Origin of the sequence: Pseudomonas sp. A214 (genome assembly GCF_900156295.1) — a bacterium.
GTDB lineage: Bacteria > Pseudomonadota > Gammaproteobacteria > Pseudomonadales > Pseudomonadaceae > Aquipseudomonas > Aquipseudomonas rhizophila.
The window spans coordinates 1-18,547 of record NZ_LT707062.1 but is presented as its reverse complement, the minus strand read 5'-3'; the positions used below and the strand labels follow the sequence as shown (position 1 = coordinate 18,547).

18 protein-coding genes and 1 pseudogene are annotated in these 18,547 nt (G+C 62.0%); 11 read left to right on the top strand and 8 right to left on the bottom strand.

Going from position 1 to position 18,547, the window contains the following annotated elements:
* The first annotated feature begins 125 nt into the window (after positions 1-125).
* From BW979_RS00095 to BW979_RS00080, 4 genes are read left to right on the top strand one after another with little or no spacing between them, the layout of a single operon-like run.
* Positions 126-431, top strand: a complete 306-nt coding sequence (locus tag BW979_RS00095) for a MazG-like family protein (RefSeq protein ID WP_076382820.1) — start codon at positions 126-128, stop codon at positions 429-431.
* On the top strand, positions 428-1,177 hold the full coding sequence (locus BW979_RS00090) for a methyltransferase (protein ID WP_047227403.1): 750 nt from the start codon (positions 428-430) through the stop codon (positions 1,175-1,177). The genes BW979_RS00095 and BW979_RS00090 overlap by 4 nt, the downstream gene beginning before the upstream one ends.
* A 25-nt stretch (positions 1,178-1,202) precedes the next feature.
* The gene (locus BW979_RS00085; RefSeq protein WP_076382818.1) at positions 1,203-1,820 is read left to right on the top strand and encodes a DUF4136 domain-containing protein; all 618 of its coding nucleotides are present in this window, start codon (positions 1,203-1,205) and stop codon (positions 1,818-1,820) included.
* A gap of 20 nt (positions 1,821-1,840) precedes the next feature.
* On the top strand, positions 1,841-2,398 hold the full coding sequence (locus BW979_RS00080; RefSeq protein WP_047227405.1) for a DUF4136 domain-containing protein: 558 nt from the start codon (positions 1,841-1,843) through the stop codon (positions 2,396-2,398).
* 295 nt (positions 2,399-2,693) lie between these two features.
* Here BW979_RS00080 and BW979_RS00070 read toward each other — a convergent pair whose 3' ends face one another.
* Positions 2,694-3,548, bottom strand: a complete 855-nt coding sequence (locus BW979_RS00070; protein ID WP_047227406.1) for a MaoC family dehydratase — start codon at positions 3,546-3,548, stop codon at positions 2,694-2,696.
* Positions 3,549-3,550: 2 nt separating this feature from the next.
* Positions 3,551-4,903: a 3-oxoacyl-ACP reductase gene (locus BW979_RS00065; protein ID WP_076382814.1), complete on the bottom strand. Its 1,353-nt coding sequence runs from the start codon at positions 4,901-4,903 to the stop codon at positions 3,551-3,553.
* Between the two features lie 145 nt (positions 4,904-5,048).
* Here BW979_RS00065 and BW979_RS00060 point away from each other — a divergent pair, with 145 nt between their 5' ends.
* Complete coding sequence (locus BW979_RS00060) at positions 5,049-6,326, top strand: acetyl-CoA C-acetyltransferase (RefSeq protein WP_047227408.1); 1,278 nt, start codon at positions 5,049-5,051, stop codon at positions 6,324-6,326.
* Here BW979_RS00060 and BW979_RS00055 read toward each other — a convergent pair.
* A complete protein-coding gene (locus BW979_RS00055; RefSeq protein ID WP_076382812.1) occupies positions 6,313-7,341 on the bottom strand; it encodes a bile acid:sodium symporter family protein in 1,029 nt (342 codons plus the stop codon). The genes BW979_RS00060 and BW979_RS00055 overlap by 14 nt on opposite strands.
* Before the next feature lie 79 nt (positions 7,342-7,420).
* Here BW979_RS00055 and BW979_RS00050 point away from each other — a divergent pair, with 79 nt between their 5' ends.
* Both BW979_RS00050 and BW979_RS00045 read left to right on the top strand, forming a co-directional pair.
* Entirely contained in the window at positions 7,421-8,212 is a 792-nt protein-coding gene (locus tag BW979_RS00050; protein WP_076382810.1) for an AraC family transcriptional regulator, read from the top strand.
* A gap of 225 nt (positions 8,213-8,437) precedes the next feature.
* The gene (locus tag BW979_RS00045) at positions 8,438-9,331 is read left to right on the top strand and encodes a PA4780 family RIO1-like protein kinase (protein ID WP_047227411.1); all 894 of its coding nucleotides are present in this window, start codon (positions 8,438-8,440) and stop codon (positions 9,329-9,331) included.
* Between the two features lie 1,011 nt (positions 9,332-10,342).
* On the opposite strand, the gene cueR is transcribed toward BW979_RS00045, so the two are convergent.
* The 3 genes from cueR to BW979_RS00030 all read right to left on the bottom strand — a co-directional run bounded on the left by cueR (position 10,343) and on the right by BW979_RS00030 (position 13,658).
* Positions 10,343-10,756, bottom strand: coding sequence for a Cu(I)-responsive transcriptional regulator (cueR, locus tag BW979_RS00040; RefSeq protein ID WP_047227412.1), 414 nt, complete (start codon positions 10,754-10,756; stop codon positions 10,343-10,345).
* A complete protein-coding gene (locus BW979_RS00035) occupies positions 10,753-13,146 on the bottom strand; it encodes a heavy metal translocating P-type ATPase (protein ID WP_076382808.1) in 2,394 nt (797 codons plus the stop codon). Before BW979_RS00035 ends, cueR begins: the two co-directional genes overlap by 4 nt.
* A gap of 128 nt (positions 13,147-13,274) precedes the next feature.
* Positions 13,275-13,658, bottom strand: coding sequence for a hypothetical protein (locus BW979_RS00030; protein ID WP_047227414.1), 384 nt, complete (start codon positions 13,656-13,658; stop codon positions 13,275-13,277).
* Positions 13,659-13,806: 148 nt separating this feature from the next.
* On the opposite strand from BW979_RS00030, the gene BW979_RS00025 reads away from it, so the two are divergent.
* Positions 13,807-14,004, top strand: a complete 198-nt coding sequence (locus BW979_RS00025) for a heavy-metal-associated domain-containing protein (protein WP_047227415.1) — start codon at positions 13,807-13,809, stop codon at positions 14,002-14,004.
* A gap of 96 nt (positions 14,005-14,100) precedes the next feature.
* Positions 14,101-15,303 (top strand): multidrug effflux MFS transporter, encoded by a 1,203-nt coding sequence (locus tag BW979_RS00020; protein ID WP_076382806.1) that lies wholly within the window; start codon positions 14,101-14,103, stop codon positions 15,301-15,303.
* 1 nt (position 15,304) lies between these two features.
* On the opposite strand, the gene BW979_RS27550 is transcribed toward BW979_RS00020, so the two are convergent.
* Both BW979_RS27550 and BW979_RS00015 read right to left on the bottom strand, forming a co-directional pair.
* Positions 15,305-15,475, bottom strand: a complete 171-nt coding sequence (locus BW979_RS27550) for a hypothetical protein (RefSeq protein WP_171061426.1) — start codon at positions 15,473-15,475, stop codon at positions 15,305-15,307.
* Positions 15,476-15,697: 222 nt separating this feature from the next.
* Positions 15,698-16,711: a zinc-binding alcohol dehydrogenase family protein gene (locus BW979_RS00015; RefSeq protein ID WP_047227417.1), complete on the bottom strand. Its 1,014-nt coding sequence runs from the start codon at positions 16,709-16,711 to the stop codon at positions 15,698-15,700.
* 113 nt (positions 16,712-16,824) lie between these two features.
* Here BW979_RS00015 and BW979_RS00010 point away from each other — a divergent pair, with 113 nt between their 5' ends.
* A complete protein-coding gene (locus tag BW979_RS00010; protein ID WP_076382804.1) occupies positions 16,825-17,754 on the top strand; it encodes a LysR family transcriptional regulator in 930 nt (309 codons plus the stop codon).
* A 201-nt stretch (positions 17,755-17,955) separates the two neighbouring features.
* Positions 17,956-18,541: pseudogene (locus BW979_RS00005) on the top strand (ArsR/SmtB family transcription factor); the annotation flags it as partial.
* Positions 18,542-18,547 lie beyond the last annotated feature (6 nt).

Below are 18,547 nucleotides of genomic sequence, written 5' to 3'. Positions count from 1 at the left end.
GCTTCTGGTTGTAAGAGCGGCTGAAGGCCAAGATCGTTCGATTATGGGGCAAAACGCCGCTTCGTACCGAGACGCTTGCCTTCCCTCGTCATCCCCCCGAAGCTATGCGCATTCAGGAGACCCCGATGAACCTTGTTGAACTGACCGAACGCCTGCATGCCATTCGTGACCATAACGATTGGCGGCAATTTCACAGCCCGAAAAACCTCGCCATGGCCGCCAGTGTGGAAATGGCCGAACTGGTGGAGATTTTCCAGTGGCTGACCGAGGACCAGTCGCGCCAGTTGCCGGCGGACAAGCTGGCCCACGCTGGGCAGGAAGTCGGTGACATTGTGTTGTACCTGTTGCTGCTGTGCAGCGAGCTGGGGTTGGATATGGAGGCTGTGGTGCGCAGCAAGCTGGCCGACAGCGAGCGGCGGTTCGGCCAATGAGCGATCGCCATTTCGATCAGCTCGCCACGCGCTTTGCTGAAAAAATCTACGGTGGGGCCAAAGGTGCGATCCGCCTGGCGGTGCTGCAGGCCGATCTGCTTGAAGCCTTGCCTGAGCGTCCGTTGCGTGTGTTGGACATAGGCGCCGGCTTGGGCCACATGTCGTTGTGGCTGGCCGAGCGCGGCCATCAAGTGACCCTGGCCGAGCCAGCCGAGCCCATGCTCGAAGGTGCCCGTCAGCGATTCGCCGATGCCGGTCAGAGCGCAACGTTCATCCAGGCGCCGTGGCAGGCGCTGCCTGACCAGCTCACTGAGCCTTACGACCTGGTGCTGTGCCACGCGGTGCTGGAATGGCTGGCCGAACCCCATGCGATCCTGCCGGTGCTGCATCAACTCACGGTCCCGGGCGGCTGGTTGTCCCTGGCGTTCTACAACCGCGACGCGCTGGTTTATCGCAACCTGCTCAAGGGGCATTTTCGCAAGTTGCGCAAAAATGACATGGCCGGTGAAAAACAGAGCCTGACCCCGCAACAACCCCTTGATCCGCGGGAATTGGCGGCGCAACTTGAAGGCGTGTGGCAGGTCGAAACTCAAAGTGGCGTGCGGGTTTTCCATGACTACATGCCGGTGGAGTTCCAGGGCCGCGTGGAGCTGGCGCAGTTGCTGGAGATGGAGCTGGCTCACCGCCGCCATCCGGCGTTTGCCGGGTTGGGGCGTTATCTGCACTGGGTCTGCCGTCCCCTCTGATCTGAAAGAGCAATCGGAGCGCGAAATGAAAGGTCGTTCAGGGTTGTTGGTGTTGTGCCTGGGACTGGCTGCCTGCCAGGGCAGCAACCCGTATGTCGCCACGTCTAACCCGCTGCCACCGGCGCCGCCGCAGGCCGCCACGGTGTTTGACCGCAGCGCTTACCCCGCGCCACCCCGTGACTACGGGCGCTATCGCAGTTGGGCCTGGCTCAACGGGCGACTGCCACCGGGCACCGCTTGGGCGGACTCGGCCCAGGTGGCTGAAGCGGTGAGCAACGCCCTGGATCAACGCGGCCTGCGTCCATTGCATGACAACCGCCCGGCCGACCTGTTCGTCAGTGCCGACCTGCGCCTGGAAACGCGCGTGCGTCAGGTTCGGGACGACTATGATTCCGGTTACTACGGCGGCTATAACCGTTACGACCGCTACGGCCCCGGCTATGGCATGTATCACTCGGTGCCGGTGGTGCGCACTTATCGGGAGCAGGTCGTGGTGGTGCGAGTGGACCTGTTCGATGCCCGTAATGGTCAGCCGGTGTGGAGCGCCAGCGCCGAGACCAGCCAGCGCGGCAGTCAGAGCGCGCGCACCGATGCCATTCGCGAAGCGGTGGAAAAAGCCCTGTCGGCTTATCCTCCAAGTTGATTACGCAACGGAGAAAAACCATGTTTCGCCGTATCGCTCTACTGGCTTTTACCCTGTTGCTCGGCGCCTGTGCGGGTACCCCGGTCAACCACGACTTTGACACCAGCCGGGATTTCTCGGCTTACCGCAGTTGGAGCTGGAAAGAGCCGGCGCTGCAATATCGTCCCGATGATCCGCGCATCAAGAGCGACCTGACCGAACAGCGGATCCGCCAGGCGGTTGCCGATCAACTCGACCAGCGCGGTCTGCGCCCGGCCCAGGCTGGCGGGCGAGGGGATGTGATGGTCCAGGCCTACCTGATCGTCGAGGATCGCCAGCAACAGATTACGACCAACTACGGCGGTGGTTGGGGCAGCCCTTGGAATGGCTATTGGGGCGGGCCGATGTACAACGAAACCCGCAACATCAGCTACAAGGTCGCCACGGTGCAGATTGACCTGCTCGATGGCAAGGACGGCAAGCTGGTGTGGCGTGGCAGTGATGAACGAATGCTCAGCAACTCGCCCAATCCGACGGATCGCAGCACCGCAGTGCGTGAGACGGTTGCGCGGATCCTGGCGAACTATCCGCCGCGGTAGGCGGACTCAGCATCGACGCCAACTGACCCACCGCTATCGCGAGCAGGCTCGCTCCCACAGGGGATTTGTGTCGCACGCAGGCCCCATGAACGCCCGAGAACCCATGTGGAAGCGAGTCTGCTCGCGATGACGGCGGCCCATTCAACATCGATGCAAGCTGACCCACCGCTATCGCGAGCAGGCTCGCTCCCACAGGGGATTTGTTTCGAACGCAGGCCCCATGAACGCCCGAGAACCCATGTGGGAGCGAGCCTGCTCGCGATAGCCATCGCACATTCAACAAAGATGCCGGTCCTCAGCCAGCCGGCCGCCAGCTCCCCACCATATGCTCCAACTCCCCCGAACCGATCAATCGCAAGTCCCCACTGGACCCCGCGGCACTCGCCAGCAGTGTCACTTCGCTGGGCAGGCGCACCGGCTTCTTGAAGGTGACATCGATCTCGACGTTGGCATCGGGTAAGTGTTCGTCCAGCGCCGCCAGGGTCCTGGCCTTGTTCCACAGGCCGTGGGCGATGGCGGTAGGGAAGCCGAACAGCCGGGCGCTGAGGCCGCTCAGGTGGATCGGGTTGTAATCGCCGGACACCTTGGCATATTGCCGGCCAATGTCAGCCGGCGCGGTCCAGTGCGCCACTTCAGTCAATGCCTGAATCTCTTGCAGCGGCTCTTCCACCAACGCGCCGTCAAGCTGGACGCCCTTGCAAAGCATCTGGCTCTCAGCCTCCCACAACGGCCCCAATTGATCATCGATGCGTGTCACGAGGTCGAACACCGCGCCCTTGGGGTGAGCTTGCAGATTCTGCACGTTGACGCGAGCCTGCACTTGGCTGACCCCGCCCATGGGCCGCAGTACACGGATGCGATTGCTCAAGTGGATCAGCCCCAGCAACGGGAACGGAAAGTCCCGGGCGGTGAGCAATTGCATCTGCAGGGCAAACGCCAGTACGTGGGGGTAGGTCGGCGGCAGCAGTCCGTTTTCGGCAAAACCGCAGACCTTGCGATAGGCCGCCAGGCGTTGCGGATCGACCTGTATCACTTGGCGCAGTCCGTCCTGGGGCAAGGTTTTTCCAGTGACCTTGCGCCGTGTCGCGGCTTTCACGTACAGCGAGGACATACCGGGCGCGGCGTTTACTTCATGCCATTGGATCGTCATGGTCATGCTCCCAGGAGGCTTTGCCCGCACACCCGCAGCGTTTGGCCGGTAACGGCGCCCGTCCCCGGCTGGGCGAGCCAGGCCACGGCTTCGGCGACGTCCTGTGGCAGGCCGCCCTGGCCCAGGGAACTCATGCGCCGCCCGGCTTCGCGCAGGGCGAAAGGGATGTCGGCGGTCATGCGGGTTTCAATGAAACCCGGGGCCACGGCATTGATGCTGATCCCCCGAGGTTGCAGGACCGGCGCCCAGGCCTGGGCCAGACCGATCAATCCGGCCTTGCTCGCTGCGTAGTTGGTCTGGCCGCGATTGCCGGCGATGCCGCTGATGGACGCCAGCAGAATTACTCGGCCATTGTCCCGCAGGGTGCCACTGTCGAGCAGGGCCTTGGTCAGCACCTGCGGCGCGTTGAGGTTGACCGCCAGCACCGCGTCCCAGAACTCCGGGGTCATGTTGGCGAGCGTCTTGTCCCGGGTGATGCCAGCGTTGTGCACCACGATGTCGATGCCGTCGGGCAGGTGTTCAGTCAACTGTGTAGCGGCGTCTTCAGCACAAATGTCCAGCGTCACGCTGCGCCCGCTAAGGCGTGCAGCCAGGGCTTCGAGATCGGCCTTGGCCTGCGGGACGTCCAGCAGGATCACGTCGGCGCCATCGCGGGACAGGGTTTCGGCAATGGAGGCGCCGATCCCCCGGGCCGCGCCGGTGACCAGAGCCTTGAGGCCGGTGAGTGGACGCGTCCAGTCCTGGACCTGGGCCTGGCAGGCATCAAGGCGAATGACCTGCCCGGAAACGTAGGCGCTCTTGGGCGACAGGAAAAACCGCAGCGCACCTTCCAGTTGGGCCTCGGCGCCGTCACCCACATACAGCAATTGCAGCGTCCCGCCGTGGCGCAACTCTTTGGCCAGGGAACGGCTGAAGCCCTCCAAGGCCCGCTGCGTGCTGGCGGCAAACGGATCGGCGAGACCTTCCGGAGCGCGGCCGAGGATGACGACATGGGCGCTGTGGTCGAGGTTCTTCATCAGGGGTTGGAAGAACTCGCGCAGTTGCTTGAGCTGGTCGGCCTGCGCCAGATGACTGGCGTCGTACACCACCGCCTTGATTTTCGGACCGTGACCGGGGATCCATTCGGTGGCCAGTGTCGGTTCGCCCCCGTAGATGAAGATCGCATCGGTCAGGCGCTTGGCAAATGCGCCGATCTGTTCGGTCAACGGCCCGCCGCCCAACAGCAACGCACCTTCGATCGGCCGCAGCCGCCCGGCCTGCCAGCGCTCCAGGCGGGCCGGCGATGGCAGGCCCAGCGCACCGACCAGACGCAGGCCCAGGGGCGAATTGGCGAAGTCGATATAACGGTCTGACATGGAACACACTCCGGCTGATGAGGTTCAAAGTGTGGACCATGATTGGCAATCAGTCGTTCGATTGGCCAGATAAAGCCTAAGCTTGTGCGGGAGCCGGGTTTCCGCAGGCCCATTGGCGCATCCGGACATACACAGGGAGTTCTTCATGACACAGCTACGCCGCGTCGCGATCATTGGTGGTAACCGCATCCCCTTCGCCCGCTCCAACGGGGCCTATGCCACCGCCAGCAACCAGGCGATGCTGACCGCCGCGCTCGAGGGGCTGATCGAGCGCTATAACCTGCATGGCCTGCACATCGGTGAGGTGGCCGCCGGTGCGGTGCTCAAGCTTTCCCGGGATCTGAACCTGACCCGCGAATGCGTGCTCGGCTCGCGGCTATCGCCCACCACCCCGGCCTACGATCTGCAACAGGCTTGCGGCACGGGGTTGGAGACTGTGCTGTTGACGGCCAACAAGATCGCCCTCGGGCAGATCGACAGTGCCATTGCCGGCGGCGTAGACACCACCTCGGATGCGCCGATTGGCGTCAACGAAGGGCTGCGCAGAATCCTGCTGCAAGCCAATCGCGCCAAAACCACCGCTGAGAAAATCAAGACCTTCCTGCAACTGCGTCCCCAGCACCTCGTTCCCGAACTGCCGCGCAATGGCGAGCCACGAACCGGCCTGTCCATGGGCCAGCACTGCGAACTGATGGCCCAGACCTGGCAGATTCCCAGGGAGGAGCAGGACCAATTGGCCCTGGAAAGTCATCAGAAAATGGCCGCGTCCTACGCCGAAGGCTGGCAGAACGATTTGATGACGCCGTTTCTCGGCCTGACACGGGACAACAATCTGCGTCCGGACCTGACCCTGGAAAAACTCACCGCCCTCCAGCCGGCCTTCGAAAAAAGCGCCAAGGGCACGATGACGGCGGGCAACTCCACACCATTGACCGATGGCGCGTCACTGGTGTTGCTGGGCAGCGAAGAGTGGGCCAAGTCCCGGGGGTTGCCGATCCTGGCGTATGTGCGCGACGGCGAAACGGCAGCGGTGGATTTCGTCAACGGAGCAGAAGGGTTGTTGATGGCGCCGGCCTACGCCGTGCCTCGGTTACTGGCGCGCAACGGCCTGACGTTACAGGACTTTGATTACTACGAGATCCACGAGGCATTTGCCGCTCAAGTGTTATGCACACTCAAAGCCTGGGAAGACCCGGATTATTGCAAGACGCGACTGGGCCTCGACGCTCCGTTGGGCAGCATAGACCGCAGCCGGCTGAACGTGAAAGGCAGCTCCCTGGCCGCCGGCCACCCGTTTGCCGCCACGGGTGGAAGAATCGTCGCCAACCTCGCCAAGTTGCTGGACGCGGCGGGGCGGGGCCGCGGTCTGATTTCCATCTGCGCGGCCGGTGGCCAGGGTGTGACGGCAATCATTGAGCGTTGAGGGACGCCTCGCGTTGTTGATGAATGAGTTCCCGTTGGCGGTTGGCGTAGCGTTCGGCCAGGATCGAACAGACGATCAGCTGCAACGGGTGATAGATCATGATCGGCAACAGGATCAGCCCCAGGCCGGGGTTGTTGCCGAAAATCAACGCGGCCATCGGCACCCCGGCCGCCAGGGATTTCTTGCTGGCGCAGAACACCGCGGCAATCTCATCGGCGTTGCTGAACCGCAGGGCCCGGGCGGTGCGGGTGGTCATCCACAAAATGATTGCCAGCAACACGGCACTGCCAAGCAATGCACTGAGCAGCACAGTGTTGCCTTGTTGTTGCCAGATCCCGGAGACCATCGAATTGCAGAACGCCGCGTAGACCAGCAGCAGGATCACCAGTTTGTCGATGATGCTGGTGTAGCGTTTGTACCGCCCGAAAAAACCGGCCAGCCAGCGCCGCAGTAACTGTCCGAGCACCAGCGGCAGCAGCAACATCAGGCAAAGGTCGAGCAAAGTCGCACCCAGATCGATACCCCCGGCGCCGCTGCCGACCACGAAACTGACCAGCAGTGGCGTCAGGAAAATCCCCAGCACGCTGGACAGGCTCGCGTTCAGAATCGCCGCCGGTACGTTACCGCCGGCGCTGCCGGTCAGGGCCACCGAGGATGAAATGGTCGAGGGCAGGACGCACAGGTAGAAGAACCCCAGCATCAGCAGTGACGGCACATGGCGGCCCAGAAGCCAATCGCTGACCAGCCAGATCAACGGAAACACGCCGAAGGTAAAGAGCTGCACCATCACGTGCAGTCGGGTGTTTCTCAGACCGTGGCGGATCTGCTCGCCGGACAGGTTTATCCCGTGCAGGAAGAACACGACAAAGATGCCGATATTGACCACCCACTCGGCATGCATGGCGCCACCCGTGGCGCCAAAGCTGGGAAACAGATACGCCAGCAACGTGGCAAGCAGCATGCCGCACAGGAACCAGTCGGTTACCAGGCGTTTGAGGTGTCTGAAAATGTGCATACGGCACCGCAAGTTGTAAGAAAAGTCGACTTAGCCTAACGTCGGCACTTGCAGCCGTCTTGCGACATAAGGCCAATCCATGCCGACTAACGGACACCAACAACTCGAAAGACGCATTCCCGACCTGACGGAATTGCCCAGGCCGCTTTATGCCCGTGTCGAAAGCTTGAGCGCCGGTTCGTGGACCCAGGCCCATCGTCATGATTGGGTGCAGTTTTCCTACGCCATCAGTGGCGTGCTGGGTGTGCACACCGCCGAAGGCAGTTTTTTCGCCCCGCCACAATGGGCCATCTGGATTCCTGCCGACCTGGAGCATCATGTGGTGACCTCCACCCGGGCAGAAATGCGCAGCCTTTATGTCCGTCGCGAAGCCTGTCCGTGGGCCGATGAACGCTGCCGAGTGCTGGAGGTCACGCCGCTGGCGCGGGAGCTGATCAAGGCTTTTTGTCAGTTGCCGGCCGATTACGCTCAGGGCGATACCCAGCAAGCGCGACTGGTGCAAGTGTTGCTGGACCAGTTGGCAACACTGCCGGAGGTTGGCTTTTGCCTGCCACTTCCCCGGCATGCGCGTCTGCTGGCGTTGTGCAACGAGCTGATCGAACAGCCCGACCAGAACGTGACTTTGCAAGTGTGGGCCGAGCGCCTGGGCACATCGGAAAAAACCCTGATGCGTCTGTTCCAGCGCGAAACCGGCCTGAGCTTTCGCGCCTGGCGCCAGCGCACTCGGTTGTTGTCGTCCTTGGGGTCGTTGGAAAAAGGCGATAGCGTGACCGGCGCGGCGTTGTCCTGTGGCTACGATTCCACGTCCGCTTTCATAGTGGCGTTCAAGGGGATGTTTGGATTGACCCCGGGGGAGTTGTTTAAACATTGAATCAGCTGCACTGGGCATGGCTGTCAGCTCTTGTCGCAAATGCCTTTGCATTCAGTTGCCAACGCTATGCGCTGTCTCGGCTATGATTCGGCTCGGTCGATTAATCCGGCACATTGTGTGCATCGAAGGGTTCATAAGTCGGCAACCCCTCCCCGTGGAGGGAGGATTGCCGTATAACGACTGTCATTCGCGTGTTCGGTAATAAAGGACCCACAATAAAAGCTGATGAAGACTCCAAAACGCATTGAACCCCTGATCGAGGACGGTCTGGTCGACGAGGTGCTGCGCCCACTCATGAGTGGTAAAGAAGCAGCTGTTTATGTGGTGCGCTGCGGCAACGAGTTACGTTGCGCCAAAGTCTACAAGGAGGCGAACAAGCGAAGTTTTCGTCAGGCGGCCGAATACCAGGAAGGCCGTAAGGTGCGTAACAGCCGCCAGGCCCGGGCCATGGCCAAGGGCTCCAAGTTCGGGCGCAAGGAAACTGAAGACGCCTGGCAGAATGCCGAAGTGGCGGCGCTGTTCCGGTTGGCCGGCGCGGGCGTGCGAGTGCCCAAGCCGTACGACTTCCTCGAAGGCGTGCTGCTGATGGAACTGGTGGCAGACGAATACGGCGATGCGGCACCGCGTCTGAACGATGTGGTACTGGAGCCGGATCAGGCCCGTGAGTATCACGCGTTCCTGATCTCCCAGATCGTGTTGATGCTGTGTACCGGTCTGGTGCACGGTGACCTGTCGGAGTTCAACGTGCTGCTTACGCCGACGGGCCCGGTGATCATCGATCTGCCGCAGGCGGTGGACGCCGCTGGCAACAATCACGCCTTCAGCATGCTGGAGCGGGATGTGGGCAACATGGCGTCCTACTTCGGCCGGTTTGCCCCGGAGCTCAAGCGCACCCGGTACGCGAAGGAAATGTGGGCGTTGTATGAGGCCGGCACCTTGCACCCGGCCAGCGTGCTGACCGGCGAGTTCGATGAGCCGGAAGAACTGGCGGATGTCGGCGGGATCATGCGTGAAATCGAGGCTGCCCGTCTGGACGAGGAACGCCGCCAGGCCGTCCGCGCCGCTGACGACGCTCCACCCGGCAAAACCGAAGAACCGCCTCCGCCCTGGATGCAGTGAGCGCTTGACCAGAAACCCGGCCCAGGCCGGGTTTTTTGTGGCTGCCCAAAAAATCCCACACTGTTTTTTGTGAGGCCCTCAACACCTGCGTCCGCCACCAACTCCCTGTGGGAGCGAGCTTGCTCGCGATAGCGGTGTATCAGCTTGCATGGATGTAGGATGTGCCAGCGTCATCGCGAGCAGGCTCGCTCCCACATTGGTTCTCGGGGGTATATGGATCCTGCGTTCGGAACCAATCCCCTGTGGGAGCGAGCCTGCTCGCGATAGCGGTGTATCAGCTTGCATGGATGTAGGATGTGCCGGCGTCATCGCGAGCAGGCTCGCTCCCACATTGGTTCTCGGGGGTATATGGATCCTGCGTCCTGCACAAATCCCCTGTGGGAGCGAGCTTGCTCGCGATAGCGGTGTATCAGCTTGCATGGATGTAGGATGTGCCGGCGTCATCGCGAGCAGGCTCGCTCCCACATTGGTTCTCGGGGGTATATGGATCCTGCGTCCTGCACAAATCCCCTGTGGGAGCGAGCTTGCTCGCGATAGCGGTGTATCAGCTTGCATGGATGTAGGATGTGCCGGCGTCATCGCGAGCAGGCTCGCTCCCACATTGGTTCTCGGGGGTATATGGATCCTGCGTCCTGCACAAATCCCCTGTGGGAGCGAGCTTGCTCGCGATAGCGGTGTATCAGCTTGCATGGATGTAGGATGTGCCGGCGTCATCGCGAGCAGGCTCGCTCCCACATTGGTTCTCGGGGGTATATGGATCCTGCGTCCTGCACAAATCCCCTGTGGGAGCGAGCCTGCTCGCGATAGCGGTGTATCAGCTTGCATGGATGTAGGATGTGCTGGCGTCATCGCGAGCAGGCTCGCTCCCACATTGGTTCTCGGGGGTATATGGATCCTGCGTCCTGCACAAATCCCCTGTGGGAGCGAGCCTGCTCGCGATAGCGATGTATCAGCTTGCATGGATGTAGGATGTGCTGGCGTCATCGCGAGCAGGCTCACTCTCACCTTCGCTCAAGCATGCACTGTCTTCTCGCAACACCCCGACGCCAGTTCCTTGAGAATCGGGCAGTCCGGGCGGTGGTCGCCGTGGCAGTGTTCCACCAGGTCCTGGAGGGTGTCGCGCAGTTCGGCCAGTTCGCGGATTTTCTGGTTCAGTTCGTCGATGTGTTGCCGGGCCAAGGCCTTGACGTCTGCGCTGGCGCGTTGGCGGTCCTGCCAGAGGGTCAGCAATTTGCCGACCTCTTCCAATGAAAACCCAAGGTCCCGGGAGCGCTTGATAAAGGCCAGGGTGTGCAGGTCATCGGCACCGTAGATCCGGTAGCCGCTGTCGGTGCGATGAGCTGCCTTGAGCAGGCCAATGGATTCGTAGTACCGGATCATCTTCGCACTCAGGCCGCTCTGGCGGGCCGCTTGGCCGATGTTCATCGCTTGTCCTCCAGGTGTTTGGGTGTCCAGAGTTTCAACAGTAACGCGTTGCTCACCACGCTGACGCTCGACAAGGCCATGGCCGCGCCGGCCAGCACCGGGTTGAGGAAGCCGAATGCCGCCAGGGGAATACCGATCAAGTTGTAGACGAATGCCCAGAACAGGTTCTGACGGATCTTGGCGTAGGTCTTGCGGCTGATCTCCAGCGCCGCGGGCACCAGCCGTGGATCGCCGCGCATGAGGGTAATACCGGCGGCGTGCATTGCCACGTCGGTGCCGCCGCCCATGGCAATGCCAATGTCCGCGGCGGCGAGGGCCGGGGCGTCGTTGATACCGTCGCCTACCATGGCCACCACCGCATGGGTCTTCAACTGTTGGACGATGGCGGACTTGTCGGCCGGCAGTACTTCGGCATGAACGTTGGCGATGCCCAATGCCTCGGCCACCACCCGGGCACTGCCGCGGTTGTCGCCAGTCAGCAGGTGGCTGCCGATATGGCGTTCATTCAGGGCGTGTACGGCCGCCAGGGCGCCGGGCTTGAGTGTGTCGCCGAAAGCGAACAGGCCCAGCACCCGTGGCGTGGCGTTTTGCTCAATCAGCCAGGACAGGGTTCGGCCCTCGGTCTCCCAGGCCTGGGCCGACTCGCTCAGCGAACCGGGGGCCAGGCCCAGTTCGTCCAGCAAACGTCGGTTACCGAGGGCCAGGCGCTGCCCGTCCAGGCTGCCGGCAATACCGCGTCCGGTCAGCGACTGGCTGTCGTTGATGTCCGGGACAACCAGGCCGCGCTCCGCACACGCATCCAGCACCGCCTTGGCCAGGGGATGTTCGCTGCCGCGTTGCAGTGCGCCGGCCATTTGCAGCAGCTTGTCTTCGTCACCGTCCAGAGCGCTCAAGTGGGCGATGCGTGGTGTGCCGGAAGTCAAGGTTCCGGTCTTGTCGAACACCACGGTGTCGACTTCATGGGCGCGCTCCAAGGCCTCGGCATCCTTGATCAGGATTCCATGGCGGGCAGCCACCCCGGTGCCGGCCATGATTGCCGTGGGTGTCGCCAGACCGAGGGCGCACGGGCAGGCGATCACCAGCACGGCGACAGCGTTGATCAGTGCCGTCTCCAGGGGGGCGCCATACAACCACCAGCCGATCAACGTCGCCAATGCCAGCACCAGCACGACCGGCACGAAGACCTGGCTGACTTTATCCACCAGCTTTTGAATGGGGGCCTTGGCCGCCTGGGCGTCTTCCACCAGGCGGATGATGCGCGCCAGGACGGTTTCCGTGCCCAGGGCCTGGGTGCGCACCAGCAGGCGGCCTTCGCCGTTGATGGCACCGCCCGTCACCTTGTCGCCGGGCTGTTTGGGCACCGGCAGGCTTTCGCCACTGATCAAGGCTTCGTCAGCGTGACTCTGGCCTTCCAGCACTTCGCCATCCACCGGGAAGCGTTCGCCGGGTTTGACCAGCACCCGATCATTCAAGCGCAGGGCGCTGATGGCGACGTCCCGCTCCTGCCCGTCAATGACCTGAATCGCCCGCTCCGGTCGCAAAGCTTCGAGGGCACGGATAGCACTGGCGGTTTGGTGCTTGGCGCGGCTTTCCAGGTATTTGCCGAGCAATACCAGGGCAATCACCACGGCCGAGGCCTCGAAATACAGGTGCGGCATGCTGCCAGGGCGGGCAATGGCCCATTCATAAATGCTCAAGCCATAACCCGCGCTGGTGCCCAGGGCCACCAGCAGATCCATGTTCCCGGCCCCGGCACGCACGGCCTTGTAAGCCGCGATATAGAAACGCGCACCGAAAATGAACTGCACCGGCGTCGCCAAAGCGAATTGAACCCAGGCCGGCAGCATCCAATGCACGCCAAACGGTTGCAAAAGCATGGGCAGCACTAACGGTACGGACAGCAAAATCGCCAGCACCAAGGCCAGGCGCTCGCGATTCAGGCGATTGCTTTGTGCGTCATGGGGTTGCTCGGCCTGCCAGACACTGGCGTCATAACCGGCGCCCTTGACCGCATTGATCAGGGTTTGCGGGTCGACCCGGCCGAGCAAGTCCAGGTGGGCCCGTTCGTTGGCGAGGTTGACGCTGACACGGTTCACCCCGGCGACTTTGCTCAGGGCACGCTCGACCCGGCCGACGCATGAGGCACAGGTCATTCCCTCGATGGACAGTTCCAGCGTCTGGACGGGGACACTGTAGCCGGCCTGTTCGACGGCCTGCATCAAGGCTGGCAGGCTGCCCTCGGGCGCCTGGATCCGCGCCTGTTCGGTCGCCAGGTTCACGCTGACGGCGCTGGCCCCTGTGACGTTGCTCAAGGCGCGCTCGACCCGCCCGGCGCAGCTGGCACAGGTCATCCCGGCAATCGGCAGATCGAAAAGGGTGGATTCAGACATCGGACAGGCTCCCTGTAGTGAATGACTACAGGATCAACCTTGCCACGCCGGGAAGGTCAAGCGCTAATCCAAACGCTTGCACACACACTTTGTGGGAGCGGGCTTGCTCCCACTTTTTATCTAAGGGGTCAATAACCCAGCTCAGCCGGCTTGAGATACATCCCTTCCTGGGTCATGGCAATGCGGAACTTCAGTATGTCGCCAGCCTTGAGCGTCACATCCTGCGACCCCGGCGCAAGCATGCCCGGGCTGCAGCCCGGCGCCTGGCCTGGCAGCAGCTTCAAGCGCAAGGAGAATTTTCCGGGTGGCAGGTTGAAGGAGGTGCTCTGTTCCTGGAACAAACGCCCCGAGAGCTGATCGCCGATATAGATGCCGATTTCGCAGGAAGTCGGCACTTCCAGGCGCTCGCGGGAAATGATCAGCACGCCGTAGTCTTCGCCGACGGCCAACGCCTGAGGGCTCACCGCTGACAAACCGAGCATGCAAAACAGGCTGAACGCTGACCAGCGCATGGCTGAACCTCCGGTGTGAAATCCTTGATGTGTGCAGCTTGGCCGAGCTTGGCAGCGATTGCCAGCCCGGCAGTTTTCGTCAGAACTTGACCTTTCCATGATGGCAAGCTTGAAACTGCTGGCAACCTCAATCCCAAGGAGTCATCTCATGCAAACATTCAATGTTCAGGGAATGTCCTGCGGTCACTGCGTCAAGGCCATCACCCAGGCTGTGCAGGCCAAGGATCCGGCGGCGCAGGTGCAGATCGATCTGGGCGCCAGGACCGTTCAGGTCCAGAGTTCGTTGTCGGTCGATGCCGTGCTCCAAGCCATTAAAGAGGAGGGGTACGAGGCCAGTCCCGCCTGAGATTTTTTAATAGTTAGCGACCTATCGGAATGTTCAAGAGCGCCCGGCAGGGCTAGACTGTCGGGCTGCTGACTGACGCCTGAACCTGGACGCCCGATGAACTTCCGTACCATTCTGATTCTTGGCGCCTTGAGCGCATTCGGTCCCTTGGCGATCGATTTCTATCTGCCGGCTTTCCCGGCCATGGCGACTGCCTTCGGCACCGACGAAAATCACATCCAACTGACCCTGGCGGCTTATTTCCTCGGATTGTCCATCGGGCAACTGGCTTATGGGCCGGTGGCGGATCGCTTCGGCCGGCGCATTCCATTGCTGACGGGCGTCGGTCTGTTCACCCTGGCTTCTCTGGCCTGTGCCTATGCGCCGAGTCTGGAATGGCTGATCGGTGCCCGTTTCGTCCAGGCTCTGGGCGGATGCGCCGGCATGGTGATTTCCCGGGCGGTGGTCAGCGACAAATGCGACGCGGTGGGCTCGGCCAAGGTGTTCTCGCAACTGATGCTGGTGATGGGGCTGGCGCCGATCCTCGCGCCAATGCTTGGCGGGCTGTTGGTGAACCTGCATGGCTGGCAATCGATCTTCATTGCCCTGACGCTGTTCAGCGCACTGGCGGCGACGGCCGTGGCATTGTGGCTGCCGGAAAGTCTGCCGGCCCATGTGCCGCGTCAACCATTGTCCGGGGCGTTGCGCCAATATGGTCGACTGTTGACCGACACGGTCTACCTCGGGCATGCCTTGACGGGAGGCATCGCTATCGCCGGGATGTTTGCCTACATTGCCGGTTCGCCTTTCGTCTTCATCAAGCTCTACGGTGTGCCGGCCGAACACTTCGGCTGGCTGTTCGGAACCAACGCGGCGGGTTTTATCCTGGTGGCACAGGTCAACGCCCGGTTGTTGTCCAAACGTGGGCCGGCATTCCTGCTGTCGCGCGCGGTGTGGGTCTATCTCGCCGCCGGGCTGTGTTTGTTGGCGGTCAGTTCCTTGCACCCTGAGCGGTTGTGGCCGTTATTGATTCCGCTGTTCATTTGCATCGCCAGCCTGGGTTGCATCCTGCCCAATGCCTCGGCTTGTGCCATGAGTGGACAGGGTGCTCGTGCCGGTAGCGCGTCGGCGATGCTGGGATGCCTGCAGTTTTCGGTGGCCGCCGGTGCCGCCGCATTGGTGGCGGCGCTGCACGATGGCAGTGCCGTGCCGATGGCGATGGTCATCAGCCTTTGCGGGTTATTGGTGGTGGGTGCAGCGATGCTGACCCGCCGCCTGCAACAGGCCCGGACACTGGCACAAGCCAGTGGCCAGGACTGATTCAGCCGGCCGCTCGCTGCTGCTGTTCAGGGTAGCGGTGAGGTGCGTGAATACGCGCTTGCAGGGTGGTGGCGAAAGCCTGGGCCTCGGCCTCGGTGCGGAAGGTCACGACGTGTTGGTCAAGACGCACTTGCCACTGGGATTTTGCCACTTCTTTTATCAGGATCTTCATTGCTGACCTCCTCACGTAAAAGATTGTGCTGCAAAGGCCTCGAGTGTAGACCTGAATGCGATCGTAATTGTGACAAGGGTCAATTCTCAGACTGACGGTGCAGGTTTTTTTTGTGGGAGCAAAGCTTGCTCGCGATACGCGACGACTTGGCCTGACGGGGAACCGCGCGACCTTCATCGCGAGCAAGCTTTGCCTCTACAAAAACCGCCCCCTTATCGGTGGTTAGAAACCTTCAAGCACAATCTTGCCTTTGGCTTTTCCGCTTTCCAGCAGGGCATGGGCCCGGCGCAGGTTTTCGGCGTTGATGGTGCCAAAGTGCTCGCCCACGGTGGTCTGCAATGTGCCGGCATCGATTAGCGCGGCGACGCGGTTGAGCAGGTTATGTTGCTCAATCATGTCCGCCGTTTCGAACAGTGAGCGGGTGTACATGAACTCCCAATGCAACGACAGGCTCTTGCGCTTGAGTTTGGTCACATCCAGCGCCTTGGGATCATCGATCAGCGCCAGTTTGCCTTGGGGCGCCAGGGCTTCCACCAATTGATCCAGATGCAGATCGGTGTGGGTCAGGCTGGCGACATGGGTCACCTGAGCCTGGCCTGCCTGCTTTAATACATCGCTCAGCGGATGGCTATGGTCCACGACCAGATCGGCACCCAGGCCTCTTACCCAGTCCTGAGTCTGCGGCCGGGAAGCGCTGCCAATCACTTTCAGTGCGGTGAGCTGGCTGGCCAGTTGCGTCAGTATCGAGCCGACACCTCCCGCAGCGCCGACGATCAACAGGCTTTGCCCCTGATCCTCCTGGCCTTCCTGGATTTGCAGGCGCTCGAACAGCAATTCCCACGCGGTAATGGCCGTCAGCGGCAAGGCAGCGGCTTCGGCGAAACCGAGTGTCTTGGGCATCTGGCCGACGATACGTTCATCCACCACATGCAATTGGCTGTTGCCGCCGGCGCGGGCAATGGAGCCGGCGTAGAACACTTTGTCACCGGCCTTGAACAGCGTGACCTCATTGCCCACCGCCTTGACCACGCCGGCCACGTCCCAACCCAGCACTTTGGCTGCGCCGTCTTCAGGCTGGACGTTCTGACGAATTTTCGTGTCGACCGGGTTGACCGAAATGGCTTTGACTTCCACCAGCAGGTCCCGAGGGCCGGCGGTGGGTTCCGGCAGTTCAATGTCCTGCAGCGATTGCGGGTCGGTGATCGGTAACGAATGGTAGTAGGCGATGGCTTTCATAGGGCGGCTCCTTGAAGTGAGTTCGATGAAGCCAATGGTTAGCTATTTATCGCCGAGATAAAACCGGCTAAAAGAACAGGCTCTTTCAATGTTTTTTTGATAATGAGGCCGTCATGCTTCGATTCGACGACTTGCAGTTGTTCGTCCGGGCCGCAGACCTGGGCAGCCTGTCTGCCGCGGCCAGGGTCATGGACCTGTCGGCGGCGGTGGCCAGCGCCGCATTGAAGCGGATAGAACAACACTTGGGCGCCCGGCTGTTGGCGCGCTCTACCCGCAGTTTGCGCCTGACGGCCGAGGGCGAAGGCTTCCTTGAGTATGCCCGTGCGGCGCTGAGCAGCCTCGACGAAGGACGCAGGTTATTGACCAGCGGCCAGGATCAGGTCAGCGGGGTGTTGCAGTTGTCCGCCCCCTCGGACTTGGGACGCAACCTGCTGCTGCCCTGGCTGGACGCGTTCCAGGAGGAGCATCCGGGGCTGACCGTGCGACTGCTGCTGGGTGATCGCATCGCTGATCTGTTCAAGCAGCCGGTGGACGTCGCGTTGCGTTATGGCGAGCCGGAAGATTCGAGCCTGGTGGCCCTGCCGGTCGCGCCGGATAACCGCCGGGTGCTGTGTGCATCGCCCAGTTACCTGGCTCGGCATGGCGAACCTGTTCAGTTGGAGCAACTGGTCCAGCACAATTGCCTGTTGTACATGCTCGGCACGCGGGTTCATGACCGTTGGCGTTTTCATGACGGCAAACGGGAAATGAGCCTGACCGTCAGCGGCGACCGCTTCAGCGACGATGCCGATGTGGTGCGTCGCTGGGCGGTGGCAGGCGCGGGGATCGCTTACAAGTCCTGGCTGGACGTTTCAACCGATGTGTTGGCCGGACGTTTGAAAATCCTTCTGCCGCATCTGCAATGCGAACGCGCGCCGCTCAATCTGCTGTGTGCTCACCGAGCGCAACTGAGCAAACCCATCAATCTGCTGCGGGAAATGCTCAAGCTGCGTTGTGGCCGGTTGACGGCACAATTTGCCCTCTCGACGGGGGACGACCATTAGTCGCGCGTAAATAGAGACTTTTCCCTCACGAACAATCGCCTCCAAAGGTTTCCGGAGGACAGGAAACCTCGATCCGCACGCTTATACTAGCGGCCGCCTGAAGCGGCGCGCGATTTGCGGCGGTCGAGCCGCTTTGGGCGGCCCCATTGCTGGTCACTAGCGCCAGAGCAGTAGACGAATGATTCAACAGGGAGTGAATACATGGAACATGCACCTTGCATCAGCCAGATCGCCACGCTGCTGGCCGACCCAAAACGCAGCGCAATGATGTGGGCCTTGATGGACGGCACTGCGCGGCAGGCTGAAGAGCTGGCGTTGCTGGCCGGGCTGTCGCCGTCTTCGGCCAGCGCTCATCTGGGCCGTCTGTCCGCCGGTGGCCTGTTGAAAGTCGAAGCCCGTGGCCGCAAACGGTTTTTCCGCCTGGCGGCACCCGAGATCGGCGCTGCCGTCGAAGCGCTGGCCAGCGCGACCCTGGCCAGTACGCCGCGCCAGCTTCCGGAAGTCTTCAAGCGCGGAGTCATGCCGGGCAAGGCCCCGTCGGCTCCCGCTTCGTTGATGCGGGCCAGGCTTTTGCGAAGACCATCTGGGCGGCACCCTGGCGGCCGACCTGTATCAGCGCCTGCTGGATGCCGGATGGATCGAGCAGGGCGACCAGCGGGTGATCGTGACTCACAAAGGTGCCAATGAGCTGGCCGGGCACGGCCTGTTCATCCAGGCGCTGGCCCACCGCAACGCCCGCACCGCTTGTGCCTGCCCGGACTGGAGCGAGCGACGTCCGCACCTGGGGGCGCCT

Excerpts from the sequence above, each read along its gene's own strand:
- BW979_RS00055 (WP_076382812.1), bottom strand. The coding sequence starts at position 7,341 with ATGCACATTTTCAGACACCTCAAACGCCTGGTAACCGACTGGTTCCTG.
- BW979_RS00020 (WP_076382806.1), top strand. The coding sequence starts at position 14,101 with ATGAACTTCCGTACCATTCTGATTCTTGGCGCCTTGAGCGCATTCGGT.
- BW979_RS00050 (WP_076382810.1), top strand. The coding sequence starts at position 7,421 with ATGCCGACTAACGGACACCAACAACTCGAAAGACGCATTCCCGACCTG.
- BW979_RS00030 (WP_047227414.1), bottom strand. The coding sequence starts at position 13,658 with ATGCGCTGGTCAGCGTTCAGCCTGTTTTGCATGCTCGGTTTGTCAGCG.
- BW979_RS00095 (WP_076382820.1), top strand. The coding sequence starts at position 126 with ATGAACCTTGTTGAACTGACCGAACGCCTGCATGCCATTCGTGACCAT.
- BW979_RS00080 (WP_047227405.1), top strand. The coding sequence starts at position 1,841 with ATGTTTCGCCGTATCGCTCTACTGGCTTTTACCCTGTTGCTCGGCGCC.
- BW979_RS00015 (WP_047227417.1), bottom strand. The coding sequence starts at position 16,711 with ATGAAAGCCATCGCCTACTACCATTCGTTACCGATCACCGACCCGCAA.
- cueR (WP_047227412.1), bottom strand. The coding sequence starts at position 10,756 with ATGAACATCGGCCAAGCGGCCCGCCAGAGCGGCCTGAGTGCGAAGATG.
- BW979_RS00010 (WP_076382804.1), top strand. The coding sequence starts at position 16,825 with ATGCTTCGATTCGACGACTTGCAGTTGTTCGTCCGGGCCGCAGACCTG.
- BW979_RS00065 (WP_076382814.1), bottom strand. The coding sequence starts at position 4,903 with ATGTCAGACCGTTATATCGACTTCGCCAATTCGCCCCTGGGCCTGCGT.
- BW979_RS00085 (WP_076382818.1), top strand. The coding sequence starts at position 1,203 with ATGAAAGGTCGTTCAGGGTTGTTGGTGTTGTGCCTGGGACTGGCTGCC.
- BW979_RS00090 (WP_047227403.1), top strand. The coding sequence starts at position 428 with ATGAGCGATCGCCATTTCGATCAGCTCGCCACGCGCTTTGCTGAAAAA.
- BW979_RS27550 (WP_171061426.1), bottom strand. The coding sequence starts at position 15,475 with ATGAAGATCCTGATAAAAGAAGTGGCAAAATCCCAGTGGCAAGTGCGT.
- BW979_RS00070 (WP_047227406.1), bottom strand. The coding sequence starts at position 3,548 with ATGACGATCCAATGGCATGAAGTAAACGCCGCGCCCGGTATGTCCTCG.
- BW979_RS00025 (WP_047227415.1), top strand. The coding sequence starts at position 13,807 with ATGCAAACATTCAATGTTCAGGGAATGTCCTGCGGTCACTGCGTCAAG.
- BW979_RS00045 (WP_047227411.1), top strand. The coding sequence starts at position 8,438 with ATGAAGACTCCAAAACGCATTGAACCCCTGATCGAGGACGGTCTGGTC.
- BW979_RS00060 (WP_047227408.1), top strand. The coding sequence starts at position 5,049 with ATGACACAGCTACGCCGCGTCGCGATCATTGGTGGTAACCGCATCCCC.
- BW979_RS00035 (WP_076382808.1), bottom strand. The coding sequence starts at position 13,146 with ATGTCTGAATCCACCCTTTTCGATCTGCCGATTGCCGGGATGACCTGT.